24 protein-coding genes are annotated in these 24,915 nt (G+C 67.5%); 15 read left to right on the forward strand and 9 right to left on the reverse strand.

Translation table 11 applies throughout. From position 1 onward, the window contains the following. Positions 1-4: 4 nt before the first annotated feature. Both tilS and ACORQU_RS15275 read right to left on the reverse strand, forming a co-directional pair. Positions 5-1,315, reverse strand: a complete 1,311-nt coding sequence (tilS, locus tag ACORQU_RS15270) for a tRNA lysidine(34) synthetase TilS (RefSeq protein WP_491641943.1) — start codon at positions 1,313-1,315, stop codon at positions 5-7. Between the two features lie 67 nt (positions 1,316-1,382). Further along, positions 1,383-2,333 carry an ankyrin repeat domain-containing protein gene (locus tag ACORQU_RS15275; RefSeq protein WP_491641944.1) on the reverse strand — a complete coding sequence of 317 codons (951 nt, stop codon included), beginning with the start codon at positions 2,331-2,333 and terminating at the stop codon, positions 1,383-1,385. Between the two features lie 98 nt (positions 2,334-2,431). Here ACORQU_RS15275 and radA point away from each other — a divergent pair, with 98 nt between their 5' ends. Continuing rightward, positions 2,432-3,826 carry a DNA repair protein RadA gene (gene radA, locus ACORQU_RS15280; RefSeq protein WP_491641945.1) on the forward strand — a complete coding sequence of 465 codons (1,395 nt, stop codon included), beginning with the start codon at positions 2,432-2,434 and terminating at the stop codon, positions 3,824-3,826. A 169-nt stretch (positions 3,827-3,995) separates the two neighbouring features. Continuing rightward, on the forward strand, positions 3,996-4,379 hold the full coding sequence (locus ACORQU_RS15285) for a DUF805 domain-containing protein (protein ID WP_491641946.1): 384 nt from the start codon (positions 3,996-3,998) through the stop codon (positions 4,377-4,379). Between the two features lie 122 nt (positions 4,380-4,501). Here the strand turns inward: ACORQU_RS15285 and ACORQU_RS15290 are convergent, their stop codons facing one another. The 4 genes from ACORQU_RS15290 to ACORQU_RS15305 form a co-directional block, all read right to left on the reverse strand. Then, positions 4,502-4,894, reverse strand: coding sequence for a VOC family protein (locus tag ACORQU_RS15290; protein ID WP_271646332.1), 393 nt, complete (start codon positions 4,892-4,894; stop codon positions 4,502-4,504). Positions 4,895-4,984: 90 nt separating this feature from the next. Next, complete coding sequence (gene tsf, locus ACORQU_RS15295; protein ID WP_271646330.1) at positions 4,985-5,860, reverse strand: translation elongation factor Ts; 876 nt, start codon at positions 5,858-5,860, stop codon at positions 4,985-4,987. Positions 5,861-5,998: 138 nt separating this feature from the next. After that, complete coding sequence (gene rpsB / locus ACORQU_RS15300) at positions 5,999-6,781, reverse strand: 30S ribosomal protein S2 (protein ID WP_491641947.1); 783 nt, start codon at positions 6,779-6,781, stop codon at positions 5,999-6,001. Between the two features lie 515 nt (positions 6,782-7,296). Next, entirely contained in the window at positions 7,297-7,500 is a 204-nt protein-coding gene (locus tag ACORQU_RS15305; RefSeq protein ID WP_491645148.1) for a spore coat protein U domain-containing protein, read from the reverse strand. Between the two features lie 79 nt (positions 7,501-7,579). On the opposite strand from ACORQU_RS15305, the gene map reads away from it, so the two are divergent. The 7 genes from map to asnB all read left to right on the forward strand — a co-directional run bounded on the left by map (position 7,580) and on the right by asnB (position 16,763). Further along, the gene (map, locus tag ACORQU_RS15310) at positions 7,580-8,356 is read left to right on the forward strand and encodes a type I methionyl aminopeptidase (RefSeq protein ID WP_271646328.1); all 777 of its coding nucleotides are present in this window, start codon (positions 7,580-7,582) and stop codon (positions 8,354-8,356) included. A gap of 41 nt (positions 8,357-8,397) precedes the next feature. Further along, entirely contained in the window at positions 8,398-10,983 is a 2,586-nt protein-coding gene (gene glnD / locus ACORQU_RS15315) for a [protein-PII] uridylyltransferase (RefSeq protein WP_491641948.1), read from the forward strand. Positions 10,984-11,040: 57 nt separating this feature from the next. Continuing rightward, positions 11,041-11,889 carry a 2,3,4,5-tetrahydropyridine-2,6-dicarboxylate N-succinyltransferase gene (gene dapD / locus ACORQU_RS15320; protein ID WP_491641949.1) on the forward strand — a complete coding sequence of 283 codons (849 nt, stop codon included), beginning with the start codon at positions 11,041-11,043 and terminating at the stop codon, positions 11,887-11,889. A 163-nt stretch (positions 11,890-12,052) separates the two neighbouring features. Next, positions 12,053-13,051: a glycoside hydrolase family 43 protein gene (locus ACORQU_RS15325; protein ID WP_491641950.1), complete on the forward strand. Its 999-nt coding sequence runs from the start codon at positions 12,053-12,055 to the stop codon at positions 13,049-13,051. A 43-nt stretch (positions 13,052-13,094) separates the two neighbouring features. Then, the gene (locus tag ACORQU_RS15330; protein WP_491641951.1) at positions 13,095-13,451 is read left to right on the forward strand and encodes an arsenate reductase; all 357 of its coding nucleotides are present in this window, start codon (positions 13,095-13,097) and stop codon (positions 13,449-13,451) included. Between the two features lie 234 nt (positions 13,452-13,685). Beyond that, on the forward strand, positions 13,686-14,843 hold the full coding sequence (gene dapE, locus ACORQU_RS15335) for a succinyl-diaminopimelate desuccinylase (protein WP_491641952.1): 1,158 nt from the start codon (positions 13,686-13,688) through the stop codon (positions 14,841-14,843). Between the two features lie 228 nt (positions 14,844-15,071). Then, positions 15,072-16,763 (forward strand): asparagine synthase B, encoded by a 1,692-nt coding sequence (gene asnB / locus ACORQU_RS15340; protein WP_491641954.1) that lies wholly within the window; start codon positions 15,072-15,074, stop codon positions 16,761-16,763. 70 nt (positions 16,764-16,833) lie between these two features. Here the strand turns inward: asnB and ACORQU_RS15345 are convergent, their stop codons facing one another. Continuing rightward, positions 16,834-17,889 carry a right-handed parallel beta-helix repeat-containing protein gene (locus ACORQU_RS15345; RefSeq protein WP_491641955.1) on the reverse strand — a complete coding sequence of 352 codons (1,056 nt, stop codon included), beginning with the start codon at positions 17,887-17,889 and terminating at the stop codon, positions 16,834-16,836. Between the two features lie 119 nt (positions 17,890-18,008). Further along, entirely contained in the window at positions 18,009-18,386 is a 378-nt protein-coding gene (locus ACORQU_RS15350; RefSeq protein WP_271646319.1) for a response regulator, read from the reverse strand. A gap of 194 nt (positions 18,387-18,580) precedes the next feature. Here ACORQU_RS15350 and ACORQU_RS15355 point away from each other — a divergent pair, with 194 nt between their 5' ends. Continuing rightward, positions 18,581-18,781: a hypothetical protein gene (locus ACORQU_RS15355; RefSeq protein WP_271646317.1), complete on the forward strand. Its 201-nt coding sequence runs from the start codon at positions 18,581-18,583 to the stop codon at positions 18,779-18,781. A 3-nt stretch (positions 18,782-18,784) separates the two neighbouring features. On the opposite strand, the gene ACORQU_RS15360 is transcribed toward ACORQU_RS15355, so the two are convergent. Beyond that, positions 18,785-20,413 (reverse strand): histidine kinase famiy protein, encoded by a 1,629-nt coding sequence (locus ACORQU_RS15360; RefSeq protein WP_491645149.1) that lies wholly within the window; start codon positions 20,411-20,413, stop codon positions 18,785-18,787. A gap of 181 nt (positions 20,414-20,594) precedes the next feature. Here ACORQU_RS15360 and ACORQU_RS15365 point away from each other — a divergent pair, with 181 nt between their 5' ends. From ACORQU_RS15365 to ACORQU_RS15385, 5 genes are read left to right on the forward strand one after another with little or no spacing between them, the layout of a single operon-like run. Continuing rightward, positions 20,595-21,260 (forward strand): thermostable hemolysin, encoded by a 666-nt coding sequence (locus ACORQU_RS15365; protein ID WP_491641956.1) that lies wholly within the window; start codon positions 20,595-20,597, stop codon positions 21,258-21,260. After that, a complete protein-coding gene (locus ACORQU_RS15370) occupies positions 21,257-22,747 on the forward strand; it encodes an AMP-binding protein (RefSeq protein ID WP_491641957.1) in 1,491 nt (496 codons plus the stop codon). Before ACORQU_RS15365 ends, ACORQU_RS15370 begins: the two co-directional genes overlap by 4 nt. Then, positions 22,744-23,418, forward strand: coding sequence for an iron-containing redox enzyme family protein (locus tag ACORQU_RS15375; RefSeq protein WP_271646313.1), 675 nt, complete (start codon positions 22,744-22,746; stop codon positions 23,416-23,418). The genes ACORQU_RS15370 and ACORQU_RS15375 overlap by 4 nt, the downstream gene beginning before the upstream one ends. Further along, on the forward strand, positions 23,418-24,257 hold the full coding sequence (locus tag ACORQU_RS15380) for an SDR family oxidoreductase (protein ID WP_491645150.1): 840 nt from the start codon (positions 23,418-23,420) through the stop codon (positions 24,255-24,257). The genes ACORQU_RS15375 and ACORQU_RS15380 overlap by 1 nt, the downstream gene beginning before the upstream one ends. After that, complete coding sequence (locus tag ACORQU_RS15385) at positions 24,238-24,906, forward strand: hypothetical protein (protein WP_491641958.1); 669 nt, start codon at positions 24,238-24,240, stop codon at positions 24,904-24,906. The genes ACORQU_RS15380 and ACORQU_RS15385 overlap by 20 nt, the downstream gene beginning before the upstream one ends. The last annotated feature ends 9 nt before the right edge of the window (positions 24,907-24,915 follow it).

The raw sequence follows: 24,915 nt of genomic DNA on the forward strand, positions 1-24,915 counted from the left end.
TGGGTCAATCGCGCACAGCCGGGCGCCACTGCAGGCGCGCGTTGCGTTCATGCAGCCAGGCCGCCAGGGTCGCGGACTGGACGCGATCGCCCGCGGCCAGGACCGTGCCATCGACATCGCGCAACACCGGCAGGCGCTGGCGTTCCCAGGGGGGGATGCCCAACTCCTGCAGCACGTGCTTGAGCGCGTGGTGGTGCTGGCGACCGGGCAATTGGATGCGCTCGCCACCCTGGCGCGCGCCGGCCAGCAGGGGCGTCTCGAACCGGGCCGCGCCTTCGAGTTGCAGGTGGCCGCCGCCGGGCACCTGCAGCGCGGCGCTGCCGTCCCAGGTCGCCTGCCAGTCGGCAGGCAAGGGGCCCAGCACCGGCCCGGCATGGAGCTGGTCGCGCCAGCGCCGCAGGCGTACGCCGTCCCAGTCAAAGCGCGCCTGGGCGTCGTGGCGTGGTGTCAGCAGGCTGGCCTCCAGCGCCTCGACGCCGCGGGCTGGCAGTGGCGGCAGGCCAAGCTGCGCGATCCAGTGCCGCACCGCGCGGGCGCGGCGCGCGGGCGTCAGCGCCAGCAGGGCACCGACCGAAAGCACCTGCGGGTCGGCCGCCTGGACCAGGGCCAGGGTCGCCGCGTCGTGTTCGATCATCAGCCCGGCGGTCTGCGCGCTCAGCGCGGCGCTGCGGGCCAGCAGGGCATCGGCCTGCGGCCAGCGCTGGCGCAGCAGCGGCAGCACCTGGTGGCGCAGGAAGTTGCGGTCCAGCCGGGTGTCGGCATTGCTGGCATCTTCGATCCACGCAAGGTCGTGGCTCAGTGCGTAGGCCTTGAGCGCGTCGCGGGGCATCGCCAGCCAGGGACGCCACAACCAGCCGTGGGCGAAGCGGCGCAGGGGCCGCATCGCGCCGAGCCCGTCCGGCCCCGAGGCGCGCAGCGCACGCAGCAAGAAGGTCTCGGCCTGGTCGTCCTGGTGGTGCGCGGCAATCAGCACATCGTCCGGGCCCAGGACTTCGGCAAAGGCAGCATGGCGTGCGTGGCGTGCGGCGGCCTCCGGGCCCGCGTCGGCATCGCGCGGCACCTGGACGTGGCGGACCTCCAGCGGCACCTCCCACTGGCGGCAGAGCGCTGCGCAGTGCGCGGCCCAGGCATCGGCCTGCGGCTGCAGCCCGTGATGGACGTGCACCGCGTGCAGCCGTGACTGGAAACCTGCGATCTGGCGCAGGGCATGGAGCAGTACGGTGGAGTCCAGTCCGCCGCTGAAAGCGACCCACAGGACGCCAGCATCCCGGACAGGGGCGGGCGGAGCGGCGAGGGGGGCGGACAGCGGGGACATGATCCAACATGGTGCCATGCCGGGCGGTCGCGGTCGGTGGGCGCCGGTCCTGCCCGCGACGCTGGACTCAGAGCGGAATCGCCCCCGGGGCGCGTTCCTCGGTGCGTTGTCGCTCGCGCATGCGCATGGACGGTGGTGCCGGCGGCCGGTCGATGCCCTTGGTCAGCAGCCAGGACTGGCAGGCTTGCTGCCAATCGTGCATCTGCTCGGGGACTTGGGCGTAGAAGGCGTCCTCGACGATGGGCATGCGGCCCTCGTTGGACTCCAGGGTGCCGGCCAGGCGCGAGCCGGGCAGGTCGTGCATGCGCCGGGTGGGGTCGCCGCCGTGCTCCAGCAACCAGTACAAGCGGTCGAAACGCCCGATCTTGGCGTACCAGCTCAGCACCGTGTCGTAGCCGTCGTGCGTATAAAGCGTGGTGTCCAGGTCGGCGCCGGACATGATCAGCCGCTGCACGTTGGTCCAATGGCCGTTGATGAAGGCCACATACAGCAGCGGGCGGCCCTGAGCGTCGCGTCCGTTGGCATCGCCGCCATGCTGCAGCAGTTCGGTCAGGTAGGTCGGGTCGACCATGGCCGCGGCCGGGACCAGGGCGGTCTCGGCCGCCGGTCCGCCGTCCACGGCCTGGCTGAGCTGGCGCGCATTGGGCGAGGCGCCGGCATCGAGCAGCAGCGCCAGGCCCCTGGGGTTATGGGTGATCACCGGCCAGGCCACCAGCGGGCGACCGGTATGGTCGAAGATTCTGTCCGGATCCACGCCCTTCTCGTAGATCAGCTTGCCGATCGCCTCGACATCGCCACGATCCACCGCGCGTGCCAAGGCCAGACCCTGGCCGGAAAAATAGTTGGCCGGGTCCAGTGGCAGCTTGGCCAGGTTGGGCGGTGGTAGATACAGGTACAGACCGAGCCCGATCAGCATGGCCACGGTCAGCAGCGCCAGCGTGATGCGGGCAATCCAGTTCAGGCGGCCTGTGGAGGGTGGGGGCGCCAACGCGGTGTGCTCCAGGGTTTGGGTCATCATCGCCACGTCAAAACCGACCCACCCAGGACGGCGTCGGTCTCGCATGCGGAGACCGGGCGCGGCTACAGTGGCCGCCGGATTTTCGATGGGATCGCTTCATGGCCAAGGCCTCCTCCAAGCCACGCACCGCCTATGTCTGTGGCGAATGCGGCGCCGAATACAGCAAGTGGCAAGGCCAGTGCACCGAGTGTAATGCCTGGAACTCGCTGACGCAGATCGTGATCGAGCCTGCCGCGGCTGAAGCGCCGGCCGCGGCACGGCGCACCGGCTGGGCCGGCAAGGCCGAAGCGCCCAAGATCACCGCGCTCAAGGACGTGCGCAGCAGCGAGGACGTGCGCGTCTCCACCGGCATCGGCGAATTCGACCGGGTGCTGGGCGGCGGCCTGGTGGAAGGCGCGGTGGTGCTGGTCGGCGGCGATCCGGGCATCGGCAAGTCCACCCTGCTGCTGCAGTCGCTGGCTTCGATGGCCGCGCGATTGCCGGTGCTGTATGTCACCGGCGAGGAGTCGCTGGCGCAGGTGGCCGGCCGCGCAGTGCGCCTGGACCTGCCGCTGGAGGGCCTGGACGCGCTGGCCGAGACCGGCGTGGAAGCCATCCTCCAGCACGCCTCCCGGGCCCGCCCGAAGCTGATCGTGGCCGACTCGGTCCAGACCCTGTGGACCGAGACCCTCACCGCCGCGCCCGGCTCGGTCAGCCAGGTGCGCGAGAGCGCCGCGCGCTTGGTGCGCTACGCCAAGGAGACCGGCACCGCGGTGTTTCTGGTCGGCCATGTCACCAAGGAGGGCGGCATCGCCGGCCCGCGCGTGCTCGAACACATGGTCGATGCGGTGCTGTATTTCGAGGGCGAGTCGGGCAGCCGCTTCCGCGTGCTGCGCGCGTTCAAGAACCGCTTCGGCGCGGTCAACGAGCTGGGCGTGTTCGCCATGGGCGACAAGGGCCTCAAGGAGGTCTCCAACCCCTCGGCGATCTTCCTCACCGGGGGCAGCACGCGCCAGCCCGGCAGCTGCGTGATGGTCACCCGCGAGGGCACGCGGCCGCTGCTGGTGGAAGTGCAGGCGCTGGTCGATGCCTCGCCGCTGTCCAATCCGCGGCGCGTGGCCGTCGGCCTGGAGGGCAATCGCCTGGCGATGCTGCTGGCGGTACTGCATCGCCACGGCGGGATCATGGTCGGCGACCAGGATGTCTTCATCAACGTGGTCGGCGGCATCCGCGTGCAGGAGACCGCCGCCGACCTGCCGGCGCTGCTGGCGGTGCTCTCCAGCCTGCGCGACGCCCCGCTGGCCGAAAAGACGATCGCCTTCGGCGAGGTCGGCCTGTCCGGCGAGATCCGACCGGTGCCCAACGGCGAGGATCGTCTGCGCGAAGCGGCCACCCATGGCTTCAAACGCGCGATCGTCCCGCGTGCCAACGCCCCCAAGGCCGCGAGCATCAAGGGCATGGAGGTGATCGCAGTCGAGCGCCTGTCCGATGCGCTGGAGGCCGCGTTCGGCTGAGTGCGCCGCGCCGCATGACGCTTTTGCGAGCTTGGCAACGGCGGGCGCCTAGGCGTTGTCGCCCGCAACCCTATTCAGTTTAAGATGCGCGCCCCGCATGGATGCGAGGCGGCGCAAGACGCCTTCCAACTTCCATGCCTGGGTTTCTTGAACTGTGAGGAGTTGTTGGATGGAATGGATGTTGATGCCGTTGAAGCGCTACGCGGACTTTTCCGGGCGTTCGCGACGCAAGGAATACTGGATGTTTGCCCTGTTCTATACGCTGGTGCTGCTGGCAACCGTGCTGGTGATGGCACTGGGCGCGGCGATGTCCGCGCCGGCTGAACGTCCCGGCGCACTGGGTTACGTTGGCTTTGCGCTGATGATGCTGGCGATCCTGGCGTTTCTGGTGCCCAGTCTGGCCGTGCAGGTGCGTCGTTTCCACGACATGGACAAGTCCGGCTGGATGGTGCTGCTCAACCTCATTCCCTACGTGGGCGGCTTCGTGGTGCTGATCATGATGATGCTCGAGGGCACGCCCGGCCCGAATCGCTACGGCGAGGCGGTCAAGTAGGCGATCGGTTCTGACTGATCAAGCAAAAAGCCGCCTGAGGGGCGGCTTTTTGCTTTGGGTCAGGCATGCCGAAGCACGGGGCCGCCCACTTGCGCGGCGGAGCGGCCCGAGCCGGAAGACGCTCATGCCAGCCGATGCAGCGCGCAGAGCTTGTGCCCATCCAGGTCGCGCACGTAGGCGATATAGGCGTTGCCCAGGCTGCTGTTGCGCTCGCCAGGCGGGTGTTCGATCGAGGTGCCCCCGGCCGCGACGGCCGCGTCGTGGAAGGCGCGGACCTGTTCCGGCGAGTCGCATTTGAAGCCCAGCGTGGCGCCGTTGGCGCAGGTCGCCGGTTCATCGTTGATGGGCTGGCTGATGCAGAAGCTGTTGCCCGCGTGCCGATAGAAGTAGCGGACGTGGCCGCTGCCGGCGACGTTGCGCAGCGGGGCACCGACACCGACGGTGGCCAGCACCGCGTCGTAGAACGCCTTGGCGCGCTCGATGTCGTTACTGCCGATCATGACGTGATTGAACATGCGAGGTCTCCTGGTTCGGGGATGACTGGAAAAGCGAAAGGCCGCGGTTTCCCGCGGCCTTTCGTGATGCTGCATCGATCGCGGCGGCGATCAGGCCAGGCCGGCCTGCTTCATCACTTCGGCGGCGTAATCTTCCACCACCTTCTCGATGCCTTCGCCCACGGCCAGGCGCTTGAAGCCCACCACGTCGGCGCCGGCGGCCTTGAGGACCTGCTCGACGGTCTGGTTGGTGTCCAGCACGTACGGCTGGCCGTACAGGGTCACCTCGTTGACGATCTTGGCGATCTTGCCGCTGATGATCTTTTCCAGGATTTCGGCCGGCTTGGACTTGTCCTTCTCGGACATCTTGGCCATTTCGATTTCCTTTTCCTTGGCCACGAACTCGGCCGGCACGTCGGAGGCCTTGTTGTGCGGCGGGTTCATCGCGGCCACGTGCATGGCCAGGCCACGGGCCAGCTCGGCGTCGCCGCCGGCCAGCTCGACCAGCACGCCGATCTTGCCGCCGTGGACGTAGGCGGCCACGGTGTTGGCGCTGTCGATGGACACCATGCGACGGATCAGGATGTTCTCGCCCAGCTTGGCGATGGCCGCCGCGCGGGCTTCTTCGACCGTCTCGGCGCCCAGCTTGGCGCTCTTCAGGGCATCCACGTCGGTGGCGCCGGAGGCCAGGGCGGCCTGGGCGACGGCATCGGTGAAGGCCACGAAGTTGCTGTCCTTGGCGACGAAGTCGGTCTCGGAGTTGATCTCGACCAGGACGGCCTTGCCGGCTTCCTGGGCCGAGGCGATGCGGCCTTCGGCGGCGACGCGGTCGGCCTTCTTGTCAGCCTTGGCCAGGCCGGACTTGCGCAGCCACTCGGCGGACGCGTCGATGTTGCCTTGGTTCTCGGTGAGTGCCTTCTTGCACTCCATCATGCCGGCGCCGGTGCGCTCGCGCAGTTCCTTGACCAGGGAAGCAGTGATTTCCACGGTGATGACCTCGATGTTTGCTTGAATTTTGATGAAGGGCGCGCAGCGCCGCTTCAAGCGACAGCGGCGGGACGTGATGCCCGCCGCTGGTGGCCGACACGCGAACATCGCGCGTCGGCGTTGCACGGCAATGACGCCTTAGGCGGCGGCTTCGTCGCTCTTGCGGCCGCGGCGGGCCGGCTTGCCCTCGGCGTTGCCTTCGCTGAACTCTTCCTCGCGCACGGTGGCCGAGTTCGGGGCGGCGGCCTTGCCTTCCAGCACGGCGTCGGCGGCGGCGCGGGCGTACAGCTGCACGGCGCGGATGGCGTCGTCGTTGCCGGGGATGGCATAGTCGACCAAGGCCGGGTCGTAGTTCGAGTCGACCACCGCGACCACCGGGATGCCGAGCTTCTTGGCTTCCTTGATGGCGATGTCTTCGTGGCCAATGTCGATGACGAACAGGGCGTCGGGCAGGCGGTTCATGTCCTTGATGCCGCCCAGCGAGGCTTCCAGCTTGTCGCGCTCACGGCGCAGGCCCAGCACTTCGTGCTTGACCAGCTTCTCGAAGGTGCCGTCGGTCTCGGCCGCTTCCAGCTCCTTCAGGCGGGCGACGGACTTCTTCACCGTGGCGAAGTTGGTCAGCGTGCCGCCCAGCCAGCGCTGGGTCATGAACGGCATGTTGCAACGCTCGGCTTCTTCCTTGATGGCTTCACGGGCCGAACGCTTGGTGCCGATGAACAGCACGGTGCCGCGCTTCTGGGCGATGGCGCTGATGAAGTTCATCGCATCGACGAACAGCGGCAGGGTCTTTTCCAGATTGATGATGTGGATCTTGCCGCGGGCGCCAAAGATGTACGGGGCCATCTTCGGGTTCCAGTAACGGGTCTGGTGGCCGAAGTGCACGCCGGCTTCCAGCATCTGGCGCATGGTGATCTGGGACATTGCAAAACTCCAAGGCAGTGGAACCGGCCGCGCAGTGGGATGCGGCGCTATTGGTTCCGGGGTTGGGCCTCCCTGCGGCGTCCGTGGCCGAACCCCTCTGGCGAAGGGCACCCCGGCACGGGCTGTGGCAGCAGGTGTGTATTCGCCGGTGACGCCCGGCGTGGGCGGGACTGCACAGGCACCAGGGCCTTGCAGAGCCGGCGGATTATAGCCGCGCGGCGATGGCCGGCGCAATGGCGCCGGCCAGACGGGTCAGGCGAACAGGGGCGCGGCGGCCATCAGGATGACGAGCAGCAGCAGGCGACGGGAAGCGGTCAGGCGCATAGCGGTGAAATCCGGGGGCAGTGGCCGCGTCGGGATGCGCCGGCCTCGGAGTGTTTCATGCAGAGGCTGTGCCAACCGGGTTTTCCCAACCCGCGTCTCCCGTGGTTTGAGACGTATAGCGCAATTCAAGCTGTGATTGCTGCGGCGCACCAGCGTGGGCGTCACTTTTGGCCGTGCCCTCGGCGGGCACGTCAGTAGGTGATGGTCACGGTGATGGTGTCGCTGTACGGCCCTGGGGCGGCGGTGTGTCCAGCCGCCACGCGACCGAAGACGTTGATCGTCTGGGGGCTGCCCGTGCCGGTCCCCTTGACTGTATCGGTGTCCAGACTGGCGCCCCAGCGGCTGGTGCGTCGCTGCGACTGGAGCTGACGTGGGTCCGGTGGATTTGGGCCCAGATGTTACGAGCTTCACATTCATGTTGCGATGCACAACGCGGTCGTTCAGCTGTCGGCGGAATCGGCGATAATGGGGGCCATGAGCATTCAACTGAAATCCGCCGCCGACCTGGAAAAGATGCGCGTGGCAGGCCGCCTGGCCGCCGAGGTGCTGCAGGTCGTCGCCCCCCACGTGAAGCCGGGCGTGACCACCGCCGAGCTGGACCGCATCTGCCATGACCACATCGTCAAGGTGCAGGACGCGATCCCCGCCAACGTGGGCTATCGGGGCTTCCCGGCTACGGTCTGCACGTCGGTCAACAACGTGATCTGCCACGGCATCCCCAGCGACGGCAAGGTCCTCAAGGACGGGGACATCGTCAACATCGACGTCACCGTCATCAAGGATGGCTGGCATGGCGACACCAGCCGCATGTACTACGTCGGCACCCCGTCGGTCATGGCCAAGCGCCTGGTGGAGACCACGCGCGAGGCGATGTTCCGTGGCATCCGTGCGGTCAAGCCGGGCGCGACGCTGGGCGATGTGGGCCATGCGATCCAGCAGTACGCCGAGTCCGAGCGTTTCAGCGTGGTGCGTGAATACTGCGGCCACGGCATCGGCACGGTCTACCACGACGAGCCGCAGGTGCTGCATTACGGCCGTCCCGGCGATGGCGTGGTGCTCAAGCCAGGCATGACCTTCACCATCGAGCCGATGATCAACGAAGGCAGCCGCTATACGCGCACGCTGCCCGATGGCTGGACCGTGGTGACCAAGGACCGCAAGCTCTCGGCGCAGTGGGAGCACACCGTGGCGGTGACCGAGGACGGGGTGGAGATCCTGACCCGCCTGCCAGGCGACGATAACGACCTGTGACCGGTGCGGCCGCTGCTGGCGAGGCCTCGCTGCGGCCGTCGATGGGGCCTGACCCCGCGTTCGATGGCGAGTGGTCGCAGCAGGCGCGCGCGATCCTGGCCACGACCGATGAGCGGCTGGCCAAGCATTTCGACGATGTGGACCGGATCGACCGGGTGCTCGCGCTGCGAGCCCGCGCGGTTGATCATCTGTTGGGCGAAGCCTGGCATCGGTGCATTCCGCTCGATAGCGGTCTGTCGCTCTTTGCCGTCGGCGGCTATGGCCGCGGCGAGCTGTTCCCGCACTCGGACGTGGACGTGCTGGTGTTGGGCGAGCCGGAGGCACAGCAGCGCCATGAAGAAGCGCTGGCGCGCTGCCTGGCCCTGATTTGGGACGTCGGGCTGAAGGTCAGCCATGCGGTGCGCTCGCCCGCCCAATGCACCGAGGCGGCGGCGGATCAGACCGTCTTGACCGCGTTGATCGAGGCCCGCCCGCTGCAGGCCGACGCCGCCGCGCGCCGCGCGCTGGCCCAGGCGGTGGCGCCCGAGGTGGTCTGGCCGCCACGCGAGTTCTTCGCCGCCAAGCGCGAGGAGATGACACAGCGGCATGCGCGTTTTGGCGATACCTCGGACAACCTGGAGCCGGACATCAAGGACGGTCCCGGCGGGTTGCGCGACCTGCACACCTTGGGCTGGATGGCGCTGCGCACCTTCGGGGTGAGCGAGTTGGAGCCGCTGGTGGGCATGGACCAGCTTGGCCAGGACGAGGCCCAGGCCCTGGCCCGAGAACGGCGCGTGCTGGGGCGGCTGCGCTATGGCCTGCATCTGGTCGCCGGCCGGCCCGAGGAGCGCCTGCGTTTCGACTACCAGAAGACCCTGGCCGCGCGCCTGGGCTATGTCGATGCGCCGGGCAGCCTGGCCGTGGAACAGATGATGCAGGGCTTCTATCGCAGCGCCTCGCTGGTGCGCCGGATCAGCGACCGCCTGCTGCAGCGCTTCGAGGAGCAGTTCGAGGGCCAGGCGCAGCCGCGCGCGCTGGACGCGGATTTCGAGCTGTGCCGGAATTACCTGGCCGCGCGCGATCCGCAATGGCCGCGCGACATCGGCGAGGTCTTTGCCCTGTTCGCCACCTGGGCCGCGCAGCCGCAGGTACGCGGCCTGCATTCGCGCACCGCGCGCGCGCTGGCCGAGGCCTTGTATGCCTTGCCGTCCTACCCCGAAGGAACACCGGACCAGCGCGCCGCCTTCATGGGTCTGCTGCGCGGGCCGCGGGCGGTCGACAGCCTGGCGCGCATGGCCCGCCTGGGCGTGCTGGGACAGTGGCTGCCGGCCTTCGCCCAGGTGTCCGGGCGCATGCAGTTCGACCTGTTCCATGTCTACACGGTCGACCAGCACACGCTGATGGTGCTGCGCAACCTGGCTATTTTTTCCAGCGGGCGGGCCGACGAGCGTTTCTCGATCGCCCACGAGGTGTGGCCGCGCCTGCGCAAGCCCGAGCTACTGCTGCTGGCCGGCTTGTTCCACGACATCGCCAAGGGGCGCGGGGGCGATCACTCCGAACTGGGAGCGGTGGACGCGGCCGCGTTCTGCCAAGCCCACGGCCTGAGTGCGGGCGACACCGGCCTGGTCACCTGGCTGGTGGAGCAGCACCTGCGCATGTCGGTGACCGCGCAGAAGCAGGACATCGCCGATCCGGAGGTGATCCACCGGTTCTCCACCCTGGTGGGCGACCGCGAACACCTGGACACGCTGTACCTGCTGACCTGCGCCGACATCGCCGGGACCAGCCCCAAGCTGTGGAATGCCTGGAAGGACCGGCTGCTGGCCGACCTGTACTTCGCCACCCGCCGGGTGCTGCGCGAAGGCCTGGAGCAGCCCATCGCGGTCAGCCAGCGCGTGTCCGAAGGCCGCGAGGCCACGCGCGCGCTGATGCTGGCCCAGGGCCTGAGCGAGTCGACCATCGATCGCCAGTTCGCCGAGATGCCGGCCGAGAGCTTCATGCGCTTCCGTCCTGAACAGCTGGCCTGGCAGGCCACCGCGTTGGTGGACGTGTTCGCTGGCCAGACCCTGGTCCGGGTGCGTCGCATCGACGAGGACGGCGCGGCGCTGGAGTTGTTCGTGCACTCGCCGGACAAGGACGGGCTGTTCGCCGCGATCCTGGCCGCGCTGGACCGGGCTGGCTACGGCGTGCACCAGGCGCGCGTGCTGGTCGGTCCGCACGGCACGGTCTTCGATACCTTCGAGATCCTACCTTCGGACAGTTACGCCAGTGGCGATCCCGAGGCGGTGGCCGCCGCCGTGCGCCAGACCCTGACCAGGCCGTTGGACCAGGTGCGCATCTCGCAGCGCACCGTGCCGCGACAGCTGCGGCATTTCCGCTTCGCGCCGCGTTTCGAGTTCGGGCCGACGTTGGACGGCCGCCATACGCTGCTGGATCTGGTCGCCCCCGACCGGCCGGGTCTGCTGGCCCAGATCGCGCAGGTGCTGCGCGTGCATCGCCTGCGCGTGCATGACGCCCGCATCGCCACCTTTGGCGAGCGGGCCGAGGATGTCTTCCACCTCAGCGACGAGCATGATCGCGCGCTCGACCTGCCTGCCCGGGAGGCCTTGAGCGAGGCGTTGCGTGCCAGTCTCGAGTACGCAGCCTGAGCACCACGTGCCGGGCGATCTCCCTGTTTCCCTTCCCCACAAGGACCTGCGTTTTCCATGTCATCCAAAGTCGATATCGACGAACTCCGCCCACAGATCGAGGATGCGTTCGAGCGGCGCGCCGAGCTGACCTCCGACGAGATCAAGCACCGCGTGCGACCGGCCGTGTATGCGGCCATCGATGGACTCGAATCGGGCGAACTGCGCGTGGCCCAGCCTGGCCAGGACGGTGCCTGGCAGGTCAACCAGTGGCTGAAGAAGGCCGTGCTGCTCTACTTCCGCGTCAATGACATGCGTGTGATCGATGCCGAGCCGGCGCCGTTCTGGGACAAGGTCGAGGCCCGCTTCGCCGGCTACGATGCAGCGCAGTTCAAGGCCGGTGGCGTGCGCGTGGTGCCCGGTGCGGTGGCGCGTCGCGGCACCTATTTCGGCAGGGACGTGGTGCTGATGCCCAGCTTCACCAACATCGGCGCCTACGTGGGCGAGGGCACGATGGTCGATACCTGGGCCACGGTTGGCTCGTGCGCGCAAATCGGCAAGCATTGCCACCTGTCCGGCGGTGCCGGCATCGGCGGCGTGCTCGAGCCGCTGCAGGCCGGCCCGACGATCATCGAGGACCACTGCTTCATCGGCGCCCGTTCCGAGGTGGTCGAAGGCGTGGTGGTTGGCCACCACAGCGTGATCGGCATGGGCGTGTTCCTGGGCCAGTCCACGCGCATCTACAACCGGGCCACCGGCGAGATCAGCTACGGTTACGTGCCCCCGGGCAGCGTGGTGGTGTCCGGCTCGCTGCCGTCCAAGGACGGTTCGCACTCGCTGTATTGCGCGGTGATCGTCAAGCAGGTCGACGAGAAGACCCGCAGCAAGACCAGCGTCAACGACCTGCTGCGCGGCCTGGCCGACTGACGCGGGACGACATTGCGAGCGAAGCCAAGGGCCACGTGTGTGGCCCTTGGTATTTGTGTGCGTCCAAGTGGTGCGAGCGGACAAGCCCTATGACCTTGGTCTGCTGCCGCGGTGGTCTAAATCGATTTAGACTCGGCGTGACCATCCATGTCGGGAGCGGCACATGCGGGGCAGGGCATTGAAGTCAGTGGCATTGGCCGTGGCGATCGCCACGGGCGCGATCGGAGCGCAGGCTGCGCAGCCTGCGGCCAAGGCGAGTTCGGGTAATCCGATCTTTCCGGGCTGGTATGCAGATCCGGAAGCCGCGGTGTTCGACAACAGCTACTGGATCTATCCGACCAGCTCGCTGCCCTATGCGCAGCAGACCTACTTCGACGCGTTTTCCTCCAAGGATCTGGTGACCTGGACCAAGCACCCGGGCATCCTGAAGATCCAGGACATCCGTTGGGCCAAGCAGGCGCTGTGGGCACCGGCGGTGTTGGAGAATGGCGGCAAGTACTACTTCTTCTTCGCCGCCAACGATATTCAGAGCGATAGCGAGGTCGGCGGCATCGGCGTGGCCGTGGCCGACAAGCCGGACGGTCCGTATCGCGACCTGCTGGGCAAGCCGCTGGTCGGCAAGTTCCACAATGGCGCCCAGCCGATCGACCAGTTCGTGTTCAAGGACGACGACGGGACCTGGTACATGATCTACGGCGGCTGGAAGCACGCCAATATCGTCAGGCTCAAGGACGATTTCACCGGCGTGCTGCCGATGGCCGACGGTACGGTGTTCAAGGAGATCACGCCCGCACCGGAGTACGTCGAAGGCTCGCTGATGTTCAAGCGCAAGGGCAAGTACTACTACCTGTGGTCCGAAGGCGGCTGGACCGGGCCGGATTATTCGGTGGCCTACGCGATCGGCGATTCGCCGACCGGGCCGTTCAAGCGCATCGGCAAGATCCTGCAGCAGGACCCGACCATCGGCACCGGTGCCGGCCACAATTCCATCTTCCGCGGGGACGACGACACCTGGTACATCGTCTACCATCGTCACCCGTTGGGCGACTCCGATGGCAACCATCGCCAGGTCGCCATCGACCGCATGGTCTTCGACGCGCAGGGCCACATCCTGCCGGTGAAGATGACCAACGAGGGCGTCGCGCCGCGTCCGCTGCGCTGATCGCGGCGTCCTCACAAGCCAACGCCTTGTGAGACACGCTGCCATGACCACGCTCTACGGACTGAAGAACTGCGACACCTGCAAGAAGGCCACCAAGTGGCTGGATCGTTTCGGTGTCGCCCATACCTTCGTGGATTATCGCGAGCACAAGCCCGCACCGGAGACGCTGGTGGCGTGGGCGGAAAAGATGGGCGGCTTCGGCGCACTGGTCAACAAGTCTTCCACCACCTGGCGTCAGTTGCCGGACAACCGCAAGACGCCCGGCAGCGAGGCGGAATGGAAGCTGCTGCTGCGCGAGCATCCGCAGCTGATCAAGCGCCCCGTGGTGGTCACCGAAGATGGCGTGGTGAGCCAGGGGTTTTCGGATAACGCCTTCAAGGCGCGCTTCGGGATTGTGTAGCGCGGAGCTTGCTCCGCTGTGGCTTTTGAGGAACTGACCGAAGCGCAGCGGAGCGAGCTCCGCTCTACAGAGGCTAGCCGGAGATCTGACCGAAGAGCAGCGGAGCAAGCTCCGCTCCACAGATCACAAGGGCGAGGCTTGATCCCTGCCCACGATCCAACCGGGACCGCGACGGCGGGTCTAGACCGCCCTGTGCGTCGTATCCTTGACGGCCGCCCAGCCGATCCGTTCGCCATGCATGATGTCCTCGACCTGACCCTCGACCTGGTCTCGCGTGCCTCGGTCACGCCGGATGACGCCGGCTGCCAGGCGCTGATCGCCGGTCGCCTGCAGGCCGCCGGGTTCGCGTGCGAGCACTTGCGCTTCGGCCAGGTCGACAACCTGTGGGCCACGCACGGCAGCGGCGCGCCGGTGCTGGTGTTGCTTGGTCATACCGACGTGGTGCCGTCCGGTCCGGTCGATGCATGGACCAGCGATCCCTTCAAACCGGAGGTGCGCGAGGGCAACCTCTATGGACGCGGCACCGCCGACATGAAAGGCAGCGTGGCCGCGTTCGTGGTGGCGGCCGAGCAGTACGTCGCCGCGCAGCCCAATCACAGCGGCACCCTCGCGGTGCTGCTCACCAGCGACGAGGAGGGCGATGCCATCGATGGCGTGCGTCACGTGGCCAACGTGTTCCGCGAACGCGGCCAGCGCATCGATTGGTGCATCACCGGTGAGCCTTCATCCACCGAAAAGCTCGGCGACCTGCTGCGCGTCGGCCGTCGCGGCAGCCTGACCGGCACGCTCACCGTGAAGGGCGTGCAGGGCCATGTCGCGTATCCGCACAAGGCGCGCAATCCGATCCACCAGGCCGCCGCCGCATTGGCCGAACTGACCTCCCGGCACTGGGATGACGGCTACGAGAGTTTTCCGCCGACCAGCCTGCAGGTCTCCAACCTCCACGCCGGGACCGGTGCGAGCAACGTGATCCCGGGTGAACTGCAGGTGCTGTTCAACCTGCGCTACAACCCGCACTGGGACGCGCCGAGGCTGGAAGCCGAGATCACCGCACTGCTGGATCGTCACGGCCTGGAATACGTACTCAAGTGGCATCGCAGCGGCGAGCCGTTCTACACCCCGGAAGGCACGCTGCGCAGCGTCGCGCGTGAGGTGTTGGGCCAGTTCGCCGGCGGGCCGCCGGAGGAAAGCACCGGCGGCGGGACCTCCGATGCGCGTTTCATCGCGCCGTTGGGGGCGCAGTGCATCGAGGTCGGCCCGGTCAACGCGACCATCCACCAGATCGACGAGCATGTGCGCGTGTCCGACCTGGAACAGCTGCCAGCCCTGTACCGCGCGCTGATTCAACGGTTGCTCGCGCAACAGTTGCGCACACGCAAACGACCGGGTTAAGTTCGCCCCATGCCGTCCCGCCGCGCCAACGCCGTGAACAACAACAACCGCAATCCCCTGCGCGCGAATAATCGTGCGCGGCCGATGCGGGTCTGCGACTAGGCAAAGAACGGAACAGCCAAGGAACCAGAAAAGCCCGCATCGCAAGATGCGGGTTTTTTTATGTTCGATCTTCGCCACTTACCCCACGTCACCGTCCTTGCACGACATTTTCCCAGGAGTCTCACCATGTGTTCCATCTTCGGCATCTTCGGTCTCCAGCCCGGCGATGATCTTGGCGCGCTGCGCCGTCAATCGCTCGAATGTTCACAGCGCCAGCGTCACCGTGGCCCGGACTGGAGCGGCGTGTATGTCGACGATGGCGCGATCCTGGTGCACGAGCGCCTGGCCATCGTCGATCCGGCCGGTGGTTCGCAGCCGCTGTTGAGCGAGGACGGCGATCTGGCCTTGGCGGTTAACGGGGAGATCTACAACCACGCTGAACTCAAGGCCGAGCTGACCCAGCCGTATGCGTTCCAGACCGGCTCGGACTGCGAGGTCATCAACGCGCTGTATCGCGAGGATGGGGTCGAGTCCCTGCTCAACCGCCTCAACGGGATCTTCGCCTTTGCGCTCTGGGACAAGGCCAAGGGCCGGGCGATTATCGCGCGCGATACCATCGGCGTGTGCCCGCTCTACTGGGGCCATGACAAGGACGGTCGCCTGCGGGTGGCTTCGGAGATGAAGTCGCTGTCCGAGCATTGCGCGGACGTCGCGCAGTTCCCGCCCGGCCATTGGTACGACACGGCCACCGGCGAGTTGAAGCAGTACTACAAGCGCCCGTGGCGCGACTACGACGCGGTCAAGGATGTCGACGTCACGCCGACCGAACTGCGCGAAGCCTTCGAACGTGCCGTGCATCGCCAGCTGATGACCGATGTGCCCTATGGCGTGCTCCTGTCCGGTGGCCTGGATTCGTCCCTGGTGGCCGCCGTGGCCGCGCGCTATGCGCGTCATCGCGTGGAGGATGGTGACAGGAGCGAAGCATGGTGGCCGCGGCTGCATTCGTTCGCCATCGGCCTGGCTGGTTCGCCGGACCTGGCCGCCGCGGCGATCGCGGCCGAGTCGCTCGGCACCGTGCACCATGGGTTCGAGTACACCTTCGAGGAAGGCCTGGACGCGCTGCCCGAGGTGATCCGCCATATCGAGACTTATGATGTGACCACGATCCGTGCCTCCACGCCGATGTTTCTGCTGGCGCGCCGGATCAAGGCCATGGGCGTGAAGATGGTGCTCAGCGGCGAGGGCAGCGACGAGATCTTCGGGGGCTACCTGTACTTCCACAAGGCGCCAAACGCGCGCGAGTTTCATGAGGAGCTGATCCGCAAGCTGGACGCGCTGTACAACTACGACTGCCTGCGCGCCAACAAGTCGATGATGGCCTGGGGCGTGGAGCCGCGCGTGCCGTTCCTGGACCGCGAATTCATGGACGTGGCCATGCGCATGGACGCCTCGCACAAGATGATCACGGTGGGGGCGGACGGGAAAAAGCGCATCGAGAAGGCCGTGCTGCGCGAAGCCTTCGCAGGCTATCTGCCCGATTCGATCCTGTGGCGGCAGAAAGAGCAGTTCAGCGACGGCGTGGGCTACGGCTGGATCGACGGTCTCAAGGCCCACGCCGAGGCCCAGGTGACCGACCGAGAGCTGGCCGCGGCCGACAAGCGCTTCCCGGTCAACCCGCCGACGACCAAGGAAGGCTATTACTACCGCACCTTGTTCGAGCAGGCCTTTCCGTCGCCGGCCGCAGCCGAGACCGTGCCGGGCGGCAAGTCGATCGCCTGCTCGTCGCCGGCGGCGATCGCCTGGGACGCCAGCTTCGCCAACGCGGCAGATCCCTCGGGGCGCGCAATCGCAGGCGTGCACGCGCAGGCGCTGGCGTAGTTCCCCGTCTGACATCCGAGACGAGAAGGCCCGCCAATGGGCGGGCCTTCTCGTCTGCGGCCCGGTGTGGTCAGGATGAGGTGGCCGGGGCCGGTTCGTGCCGCACGCAATCTCCATAGCGTTGCGGATCGAGGTCCACGCCGGAGACGGCCGCCTGATTGTCGCTGCGCCAAAGGTTGGGTTTGAACCCGTCGCTGCGGCAGTTAGCCGCGTTGTCCACGCCGATGGTGTAGGTGTGGGGATTCCTATCGAAGCGGTTGGCTGCGAATACGTTGTCCTGGCTCATGCTGTTGTCCCAGCACTGGGTGCTGCCGTCGGCGTTGCGGTAGCGGATCGCGCAGGTCAGGAAGACGCCGGCCAGGTGGTTGCCAGTGAAGGTGTTGCCCGAGAACTGGTTGCCAGTGGAGTTGGACAGGTAGATGCCCTGGCTGCCGTTGTCGACGAACCGGTTGTCACGGATCTGGCTGTCAGTGATGTGCTCGGCGGTCATGCCGGCGGCCACGTTGTCGTGGATGTCGTTGTCCACCAGGAGGACCTGCGAGGTGCTGTTGAACGACACTCCGTCCCAGGCCGCGCCGGACACGTCGTTGTGATCGATCACCACGCCGCGGGTGTCCTGCTCGGTCAACAGGCAGGCGCTGCGGCAGTGGCTGGCGCTGAGCCGGCTCAGGCGGATGTCGCGTCCCTTGCGGACCACCACCGCGCTGTTGCTCAGATAGGGACGCTCGGGCATGAATTCGTTGTCGGCCTGGCCACCGACCAGGCTCAGGTCTTCCACGGCGACATGCTGGATGACGCGCTCGGGCGCCTGATGCAGGAAGTCACCGATGACCAGCAGCGGTTGCTGTATGCCGTCGCGCATACGCAGGACGGTCTGCTTTCCACTCCCGCGCAAGGTGAGCTTGTCGCGTTGGATCGACACCAGCCCTTTGAGCGGGAATTCACCCTTGTCCAGACACAGCGTGACGGCTTGGTCCGTCTCGGGGAGCGCATCGATCGCCTGTTGCAGGTCCTGGCCGGGCGCCACGCGCGCAGTGCAGGCGGCGGGCTCGGCCGCATGGGCCTGATAGGGAAGGGCGGCAACCGCTATGAGCGGCATCAACGCGAGGAGTCGGAAGAAGGTCATCGGGACCGACAGGGAGACGGCGGAACCTGCATCCTCTCCGAATGCCGGTCGTGGCGGAATGGAAAATCCGTCGCGGCCGACGGCGATGTTCAGGCTTCGGGCGCCGCGCCGCGGATCACTCAGTGGGTCGGGGTGCCGGCTTCGCGCCTGAAGGCTTCCAGCAGCAAGGTGAAGTTATAGGGCTTGGCCACGAACGTGACGCCTTCGGGAAGCGGCGGAAGTTGCTCCTTGGGAAAGCCTGAGGTCAGCACCGTACGCATGTCGGGGTTGGAGACGGCCAGCATCTGCAGCAACTGCACGCCCGACATGCCGTTGGGCATGAAGACGTCACTGAACACCACGTCGTATCCATCGTCGCGGGCGAGTTGGGCGATCGCGCCCTGTGCGCTCAAGGCGCCATCCACTTTGACGCCCAGAAGGTCCATGGCCTCACGCACGACGTTGATGAGCTCGGCGTTGTCATCCACCATGAGCACGCGGATCGGCTGGTCGTTCATATGGCTCCGAAGATCTTGTGTTTTCGCGCACGGTAGTCCTGTGGGTGCGCACGCGGTGTCAAAACGGCGCGAGGATGTAGGTCCGTGCAAGGCGAGAACCCGGTGCCGTGGCGTGAAGCCGGTTTCACGATGATCCGACGTGGCAGTTCTACGATCCGGGAATGGGAGCGGCCCAAGGATTAAGGAACTCAAAGATGGCGGAACTGGTGTTATTTGATAGCGACGGGCGAGGCCTGGCTTTGCCCCAGGGTGTGCGCGTGGAGCGCAACGAGGGGACTTGGCTGGTCCGCGAACACCTGCGTCTGCCGCTGCCCGCTGAGCCGGAAGACTTGACCCTGGACCAGTTGGAGTTGATCCACCATTCCATCCCAGGGTCGAGTTGGCTGGGCGTGTGACGCTCAGCCGGTGCCGGTCGGGCCATCGAGCAGCATGCGCAGGCGCCGCAGCAGGTCGCGCTGGGTGTAGGGCTTGTTGATCAGGTCGAACTCCGCGCCGCCGGCATCGGTACGTTCAAGGCTTGCCTCCGCATAGCCGGTGGTCAGCAGCACCTTGATGCGAGGCATGCGTCGGCGTGCTTCGCGGGCGAGCACCACGCCGTTCATCCCGCCGGGCATCATCAGATCGGTGAATAGCAGGTCGTACTCGCGATCGGCGTCGAAATACGCCATCGCCTCCTGGCCGCTGCGGGCCACGTCGGTGGCATAGCCGGCGCCGTCCAGGAACATCTGCGCGACGCCGGCCACATCCTCGCGATCTTCCACGATCAGGATGCGCTCGTTGCCGCCCTTGTCCAAGGCGCGTCGGTTCACGGCTTCGAGCAGCCCGACCGAGTCTTCGCTTGAGGGAAAATACAGGCGCACCGTGGTGCCCTGGCCGGGCTCCGAAGACAGGTGCACCACCCCGCCGGACTGCTTGACGAAGCCATAGACCATGCTCAGGCCCAGGCCTGTGCCCTTGCCCACTTCCTTGGTGGTGAAGAACGGGTCCATCACCCGGTCCACGATCTCGGCAGGGATGCCGGCCCCGGTGTCGGTGATCGCGACGCTGGCGTAGCGTCCTGCCGCGAGCTGGCCGTGCAGTGAGGAGGCCTCGTCGTCCGCGCCGATTTCCACGTTGGAGGTCCGGATCACCACCTTGCGCTCGCTGCGACCGAGCAGCGCGTCGCGGGCGTTGATCAGCACATTGAGCAGGGCGACCTCGGCCTGGGTGGCATCGATGCGGCAGTTCCACAGCGCCGGGTCAAGTTGCTGCTCCAGGACGATGTCTTCGCCCAGGGTGCGCCCGGCCAGTTCGGTCATGCCCGATACCAGGCTGTTGAGGTTGAGCACGCGGCCCTGGAGCTTCTGTTTGCGTGAGAACGCCAGCAGCTGCTGGGTCAGCGTGGCGGCCTTGTCCACGGCGTCGCGCGCGTGTCCGGCACTGCGCAGCAGCTTGTCCTGCTCGACCTGCGGGCGGCTGGCCAGCAGGGTGATCAGCTCCAGGTGGCCGCTCATGACCTGGAGCAAGTTGTTGAAGTCGTGGGCGATGCCGCCGGTGAGCTGGCCCAGCGCCTCCATCTTCTGGGCTTGGCGCAAGGCGTCCTCGGCGTCGCGGCGACGGCTGACGTCCAGCTGCGAGCCGAAGAAATACACAAGCTCGCCCCGGTCATCGAACACCGGCGAGGTGAACAGCGCATTCCAGAACGAGCTGCCATCCTTGCGGTAGTTGAGGATCTCGGTGGCGAAATCGCGGCGCTCGGCGATCGCCTCGCGGATCGCGTCCACCGTCTCCCGGTCGGTCTCCGGGCCCTGCAGGAAACGGCAGTTGTGTCCGATGATCTCGTCGGCCGTATAGCCGGTCATCTCCAAGAAAGCGCGGTTGGCGAACACGATCGGATTGTCGTGGTGATGCGGGTCGGTGACGATCATCGGCATCCGGGTCGTCTCCACCGCAGCGAAGAAGATGTCCGAGCGGTGGTTGCTGATGTCGCTGACCGAGCCGGCGCGAATACGGGGTGAGGGAAAGCCTGGCGTCGCGGGATCTGGCAAGGGCGTGGTGGCCGCCACGGGCGGCTGTCTAGACGGGGCGCCAGTGTAGCGAGGCGGGCGATCGACACTCCACACCGCGGGTTAACGTTCCAGCGGCGGTAACGATCGCTTTGCGAAATCCGAATAAACGGCTAACAGTCGCCTAATCGAGGCTTAATTTGGCGCGCCGAGGATGCGGCGCATGTCCTGGATCCCCACTTCCGTCTTCGTCCCCCTGCCGGGACGTTTCGCCCATGCGCAGCTGGTCGGCCCGCATGATCCGCAACGCGCAGGCGTGGAGGCGTTCATCGCCGCCATCTACCGCGAGCGTTATGGCGCGCAGCTGCACAGTTTCCTGCCACACCTGCTGGCCTACTACGATCTCGCCGGCACGCTGGTGGCGGCCGTCGGCCTGCGCCTGGGCAGCGAAGGGCCGCTGTTCGTCGAACAGTATCTGGATCTGCCGGCCGAGGTCGCCATCGCCCAACGGCTGGATTGCCACGGCGTCTGGCGCCAAGCGATGGCCGAAGTGGGCAACTTCGCGGCCGCCACGCCGGGCACCGCGCGCGAACTGATCGTGCAGGTCACCTGCCTGCTCAACAGCGCCCAGGTGCGCTGGGTGCTGTTCGCCGCCACCCGCCAGCTGCGCAACGCCTTCGAGCGCCTGCAGCTCTCACCGGTGGAACTGGTCGAGGCCCGGCCCGAACGGTTGGCCGGCTCCCAGACCGACTGGGGGCGCTACTACGACGCCAACCCGGTCGTGGTTTGCGGCAATGTGGCGACCGGGCACGCCTACCTGATGCAAAGGCTGCAGCCCGAGACCGAAGTGTCCGCACCGGCCGCCCTGTGCCTGGCAGGTGGCCTTTGAACGCTGGCGCGGTGCTGCTGGAGGCGTTGGGCACTTCGCCCGAACGGGTGATCACCGCCGCTGGCTCGCTGGGCGACGTGGCGCTGGCCGGGCGCGTGCGGGCGCTCGCCGGCCGCCTGGACCAAGCGGGCCTGCGGCGCGTGGCCAGCCGGATGGACAACGGCCTGGCCTGGCTGGAGCTGGACCTGGCCCTGCGCCTGCTCGACGGCGTGCACGTGCCGTTGCCGACATTCTTCTCCTCCGAGCAGGTCGGACATGCCCTGGCCTCCAGCGGCGCCCAGGCCGTGATCGTGGCCGACGGTACGCCGCTGCCGCCAGGACAGGAGGGCCTCAAGGCCGAACTGGCGGACACCGGCCTGGATGGCTGGCGCGTGGGTGCGCCGGCGCTCGCGCTTCCGGATGGCACGGCGTGCATTACCTATACCTCCGGCACCACCGGCCGCCCCAAGGGCGTGTGCCTGGATGCGGCGGGGCTGCTGGCCGTGGCCGGTTCGCTGGTGCAGGCGTCCTCTGCGATCCGCCCGCGTCGGCACCTTTGCCTGATGCCGCTTTCCACGCTGCTGGAAAACGTCGCCGGGCTGTACGCCACGTTGCTGGGTGATGCGCAGATCGCGCTGCCGTCCTTGGCCGAGATCGGCTACACCGGCGCCTCGGGCCTGGACGTGCCGACCCTGCTCAAGTGCCTGCATCGCTATCAGCCCGAGAGCGTGATCCTGGTGCCGCAGCTGCTGCTGGCCCTGGTGATGGCCGCCGAACAAGGCGCGCCGCTGCCCGCGAGCCTGCGCTACATCGCCGTCGGCGGCGGGCGCATTGGCCCGGCGCTGCTGGCGCGTGCGCAGGCGCTGGGCCTGCCGGTGTTCGAAGGCTATGGCCTGACCGAATGCGCCTCGGTGGTCTGCCTCAACCGGCCTGGCGCGCAGCTGGCCGGGAGCGTGGGCCAGCCCCTCCCGCACGCGCGCTTGTCCATCGACGAGGGCGAGATCCTGGTCGATGGCGTGCGCGCGCTCGGCTATCTGGGGGGCGAGGCCCTGCCCGATGGGCCGGTTCGTACGGGTGACCTGGGCCACGTGGATGCAGACGGGTTCGTGCATATCACCGGGCGGCGCAAGAACGTGTTCATCACCGCCTTCGGTCGCAACGTTTCGCCGGAGTGGGTCGAAAGCGAGCTGCTGCAGCACCCGGCGCTGGCCCAGGCGGTGGTCTGGGGCGAGGCGCAGGCCGACAACGTGGCCGTGCTGTGGCCGCGTCGCCCCGATCTGGACGACGCGGTGATTGCCGGGGCGCTCGCGCAGGTCAACGCCGGCCTGCCGGACTACGCCCGGGTTTCGCGCTTTGTCCGCGCCAGCGCCCCGTTCTCTGCGGCCGAAGGGCTGCTGACGGCCAATGGCCGTCCGCGCCGCGAGGCCATCCTTTCCCGTTACCAGGCCGAGGTGGACGCCAGTTACCGCCGCCCGGCTTCCGTTCCCATTGCAGGAGTTGCCGCATGAGTTTCCACGATGAACTGCTCGCCCAGACCCAGGACGCGCGTGCCGGGCTGATTTCCGTGCCCATCATCCAGTCCGCGTTGGGTGGGCAGATCGCCCGCGAGGACTACATCGCCTTCCTGGGGCAGGCCTACCACCACGTGCGCCATACCGTCCCATTGCTCATGGCCTGCGGCGCGCGCCTGCCGGCGCGGCTGGAATGGCTGCGCACGGCCATCGGCGAGTACATCGAGGAGGAAATGGGGCACCAGGAGTGGATCCTGGACGATCTGGTCGCTTGCGGCGCCGACCGGGCCACCTGCGCGGCCTCGGAGCCGTCGCTGGCCACCGAGCTGATGGTCAGCTATGCCTACGACACCATCGCGCGCGGCAACCCGGTGGGCTTCTTCGGCATGGTCCTGGTGCTGGAAGGCACCAGCGTGGCGCTGGCCACGCGCGCGGCCAACACCATCCAGACCTCGCTGGGCCTGCCGCGCAATGCTTTCAGTTACCTGCTGTCGCACGGGGACCTGGATGTGGAACACGCCGGCTTCTTCGAAGGCCTGATGAACCGCCTGGACGATCCGGGCGACAAGCAGGCGGTGATCCATGCCGCGCGTCGCTTCTACGTCCTCTACGGCGACATCTTCCGCACCCTGCGCCGCGATGGCATGCGCTTGGCGGAGGCCGCGTGATGGACCTGAAGGGCAAGACCGTCGTGTTGACCGGTGCCAGCGGTGGCATCGGCTCGGCCTTGTGCATGGCCCTGGTGGCGGCCGGTGCCACGGTGATGGCGGTCGGTCGCAGCGCCGCACGCCTGGCCGTCCTGGCCGGCACCCAGCCGCAGGGCCGGGTGATCATCGTGGCCGCCGATCTGTCCACCGCCGCTGGGCGCGCGCACCTGCTGGAGATGGCGCGCGCGCAGCAGCCCAGGCCGGCGGTGCTGGTACTGGGACATGCGCGCAGCGCCTTCGGGCTTTTCGAAGAACAGTCCGCGGTGGAGCTGGAAGCGGTCATGCAGGCCAACCTCGTCGCACCGATGCTGCTGGTGCAGGACTTCCTGCCGCTGCTGTCCGCGCAGCCGGAAGCATCGGTGGTCGCGGTGGGCTCGACCTTCGGGAGCATTGGCTTTGCCGGTTTCGCCGGCTACAGCGCAAGCAAGTTCGGCCTGCGTGGCCTGTTCGAGGCCCTGGCGCGCGAGCATGCCGATGGGGCGGTGCGCTTCCAGTACCTGTCCCCGCGCGCCACGCGAACCGCGTTCAATACCGCCGCGGTCGATGCGCTCAATGCCGAGTTGCGGACCCCGAGCGATACGCCCGAGGCGGTCGCCGCGCAGCTGGTCCAGGCCATCGTGCAGGGCGATACGCGCCGCCAGCTGGGTTGGCCGGAGAAATTCTTCGCCCGTCTCAACGGTGCATTTCCGGCACTGGTCGATCGCAGCCTGCGCGCGCAGTTGACCACGATCCGGCGCCACGCCCGCGGCCAGGCCCATTCGCTCATCCAGGAGCCCGCCCATGAACCTTCATCCCCGTAAGCCCGGCCATGGGCTGATGCTGGCCGCCCTGCTGATGGTGGGGGCCGGGACCGCGACGGCCCAGGCCGTGTCGCCGGAGGTCGGGCAGGTCCGGGATCGCTGGGCGCAGATCAGCTACCAGACCCCCAAGCCGCAGCGCGAGGCCGCCTTCGAGGCCCTGGCCAAGCAGGCCGAACAGGCCGCGCAGGCAAAGCCGCGCGATGCCGCTGCCTTGATCTGGGAAGGCATCGTGCTGTCCAGCTGGGCCGGCGAGAAAGGCGGCATGGGGGCCTTGTCCCTGGTCAAGCGGGCCCGCGGCGATCTGGAGGCCGCGCTCAAGCTGGACCCCGACGCACTGGAGGGTTCGGCCTATACCAGCCTGGGCGCGCTGTACTACCAGGTCCCGGGCTGGCCGATCGGATTCGGCAATGACGACAAGGCGCGCGAGATGCTGCGCAAGGGCCTGGCGATCAATCCGAACGGCATCGACGCCAATTATTTCTACGGGGACTTCCTGCGCGACCAGAAGGACTGGCCCGGCGCGGCCAGTGCTCTGCAGAAGGCGATCGATGCCCCGGCGCGGCCGGGGCGCGAGCTGGCCGATCGCGGACGCCGGGCTGAAGCGGCCGCCAAGCTGAAGGAGGTCCGCGCCCACCTTGCCAGCCAGTGAGAGCCCGGC

The sequence above is a fragment of the Pseudoxanthomonas sp. JC1303 genome (assembly GCF_058448525.1).

What these genes read in the sequence shown, in the direction of transcription:
- tilS (WP_491641943.1), bottom strand. Translation starts at nt 1,315, where the DNA reads ATGTCCCCGCTGTCCGCCCCCCTCGCCGCTCCGCCCGCCCCTGTCCGG.
- ACORQU_RS15275 (WP_491641944.1), bottom strand. Translation starts at nt 2,333, where the DNA reads ATGATGACCCAAACCCTGGAGCACACCGCGTTGGCGCCCCCACCCTCC.
- radA (WP_491641945.1), top strand. Translation starts at nt 2,432, where the DNA reads ATGGCCAAGGCCTCCTCCAAGCCACGCACCGCCTATGTCTGTGGCGAA.
- ACORQU_RS15285 (WP_491641946.1), top strand. Translation starts at nt 3,996, where the DNA reads ATGGAATGGATGTTGATGCCGTTGAAGCGCTACGCGGACTTTTCCGGG.
- ACORQU_RS15290 (WP_271646332.1), bottom strand. Translation starts at nt 4,894, where the DNA reads ATGTTCAATCACGTCATGATCGGCAGTAACGACATCGAGCGCGCCAAG.
- rpsB (WP_491641947.1), bottom strand. Translation starts at nt 6,781, where the DNA reads ATGTCCCAGATCACCATGCGCCAGATGCTGGAAGCCGGCGTGCACTTC.
- map (WP_271646328.1), top strand. Translation starts at nt 7,580, where the DNA reads ATGAGCATTCAACTGAAATCCGCCGCCGACCTGGAAAAGATGCGCGTG.
- glnD (WP_491641948.1), top strand. Translation starts at nt 8,398, where the DNA reads ATGGGGCCTGACCCCGCGTTCGATGGCGAGTGGTCGCAGCAGGCGCGC.
- dapD (WP_491641949.1), top strand. Translation starts at nt 11,041, where the DNA reads ATGTCATCCAAAGTCGATATCGACGAACTCCGCCCACAGATCGAGGAT.
- ACORQU_RS15325 (WP_491641950.1), top strand. Translation starts at nt 12,053, where the DNA reads ATGCGGGGCAGGGCATTGAAGTCAGTGGCATTGGCCGTGGCGATCGCC.
- ACORQU_RS15330 (WP_491641951.1), top strand. Translation starts at nt 13,095, where the DNA reads ATGACCACGCTCTACGGACTGAAGAACTGCGACACCTGCAAGAAGGCC.
- dapE (WP_491641952.1), top strand. Translation starts at nt 13,686, where the DNA reads ATGCATGATGTCCTCGACCTGACCCTCGACCTGGTCTCGCGTGCCTCG.
- asnB (WP_491641954.1), top strand. Translation starts at nt 15,072, where the DNA reads ATGTGTTCCATCTTCGGCATCTTCGGTCTCCAGCCCGGCGATGATCTT.
- ACORQU_RS15345 (WP_491641955.1), bottom strand. Translation starts at nt 17,889, where the DNA reads ATGACCTTCTTCCGACTCCTCGCGTTGATGCCGCTCATAGCGGTTGCC.
- ACORQU_RS15350 (WP_271646319.1), bottom strand. Translation starts at nt 18,386, where the DNA reads ATGAACGACCAGCCGATCCGCGTGCTCATGGTGGATGACAACGCCGAG.
- ACORQU_RS15355 (WP_271646317.1), top strand. Translation starts at nt 18,581, where the DNA reads ATGGCGGAACTGGTGTTATTTGATAGCGACGGGCGAGGCCTGGCTTTG.
- ACORQU_RS15365 (WP_491641956.1), top strand. Translation starts at nt 20,595, where the DNA reads ATGTCCTGGATCCCCACTTCCGTCTTCGTCCCCCTGCCGGGACGTTTC.
- ACORQU_RS15375 (WP_271646313.1), top strand. Translation starts at nt 22,744, where the DNA reads ATGAGTTTCCACGATGAACTGCTCGCCCAGACCCAGGACGCGCGTGCC.
- ACORQU_RS15380 (WP_491645150.1), top strand. Translation starts at nt 23,418, where the DNA reads ATGGACCTGAAGGGCAAGACCGTCGTGTTGACCGGTGCCAGCGGTGGC.
- ACORQU_RS15385 (WP_491641958.1), top strand. Translation starts at nt 24,238, where the DNA reads ATGAACCTTCATCCCCGTAAGCCCGGCCATGGGCTGATGCTGGCCGCC.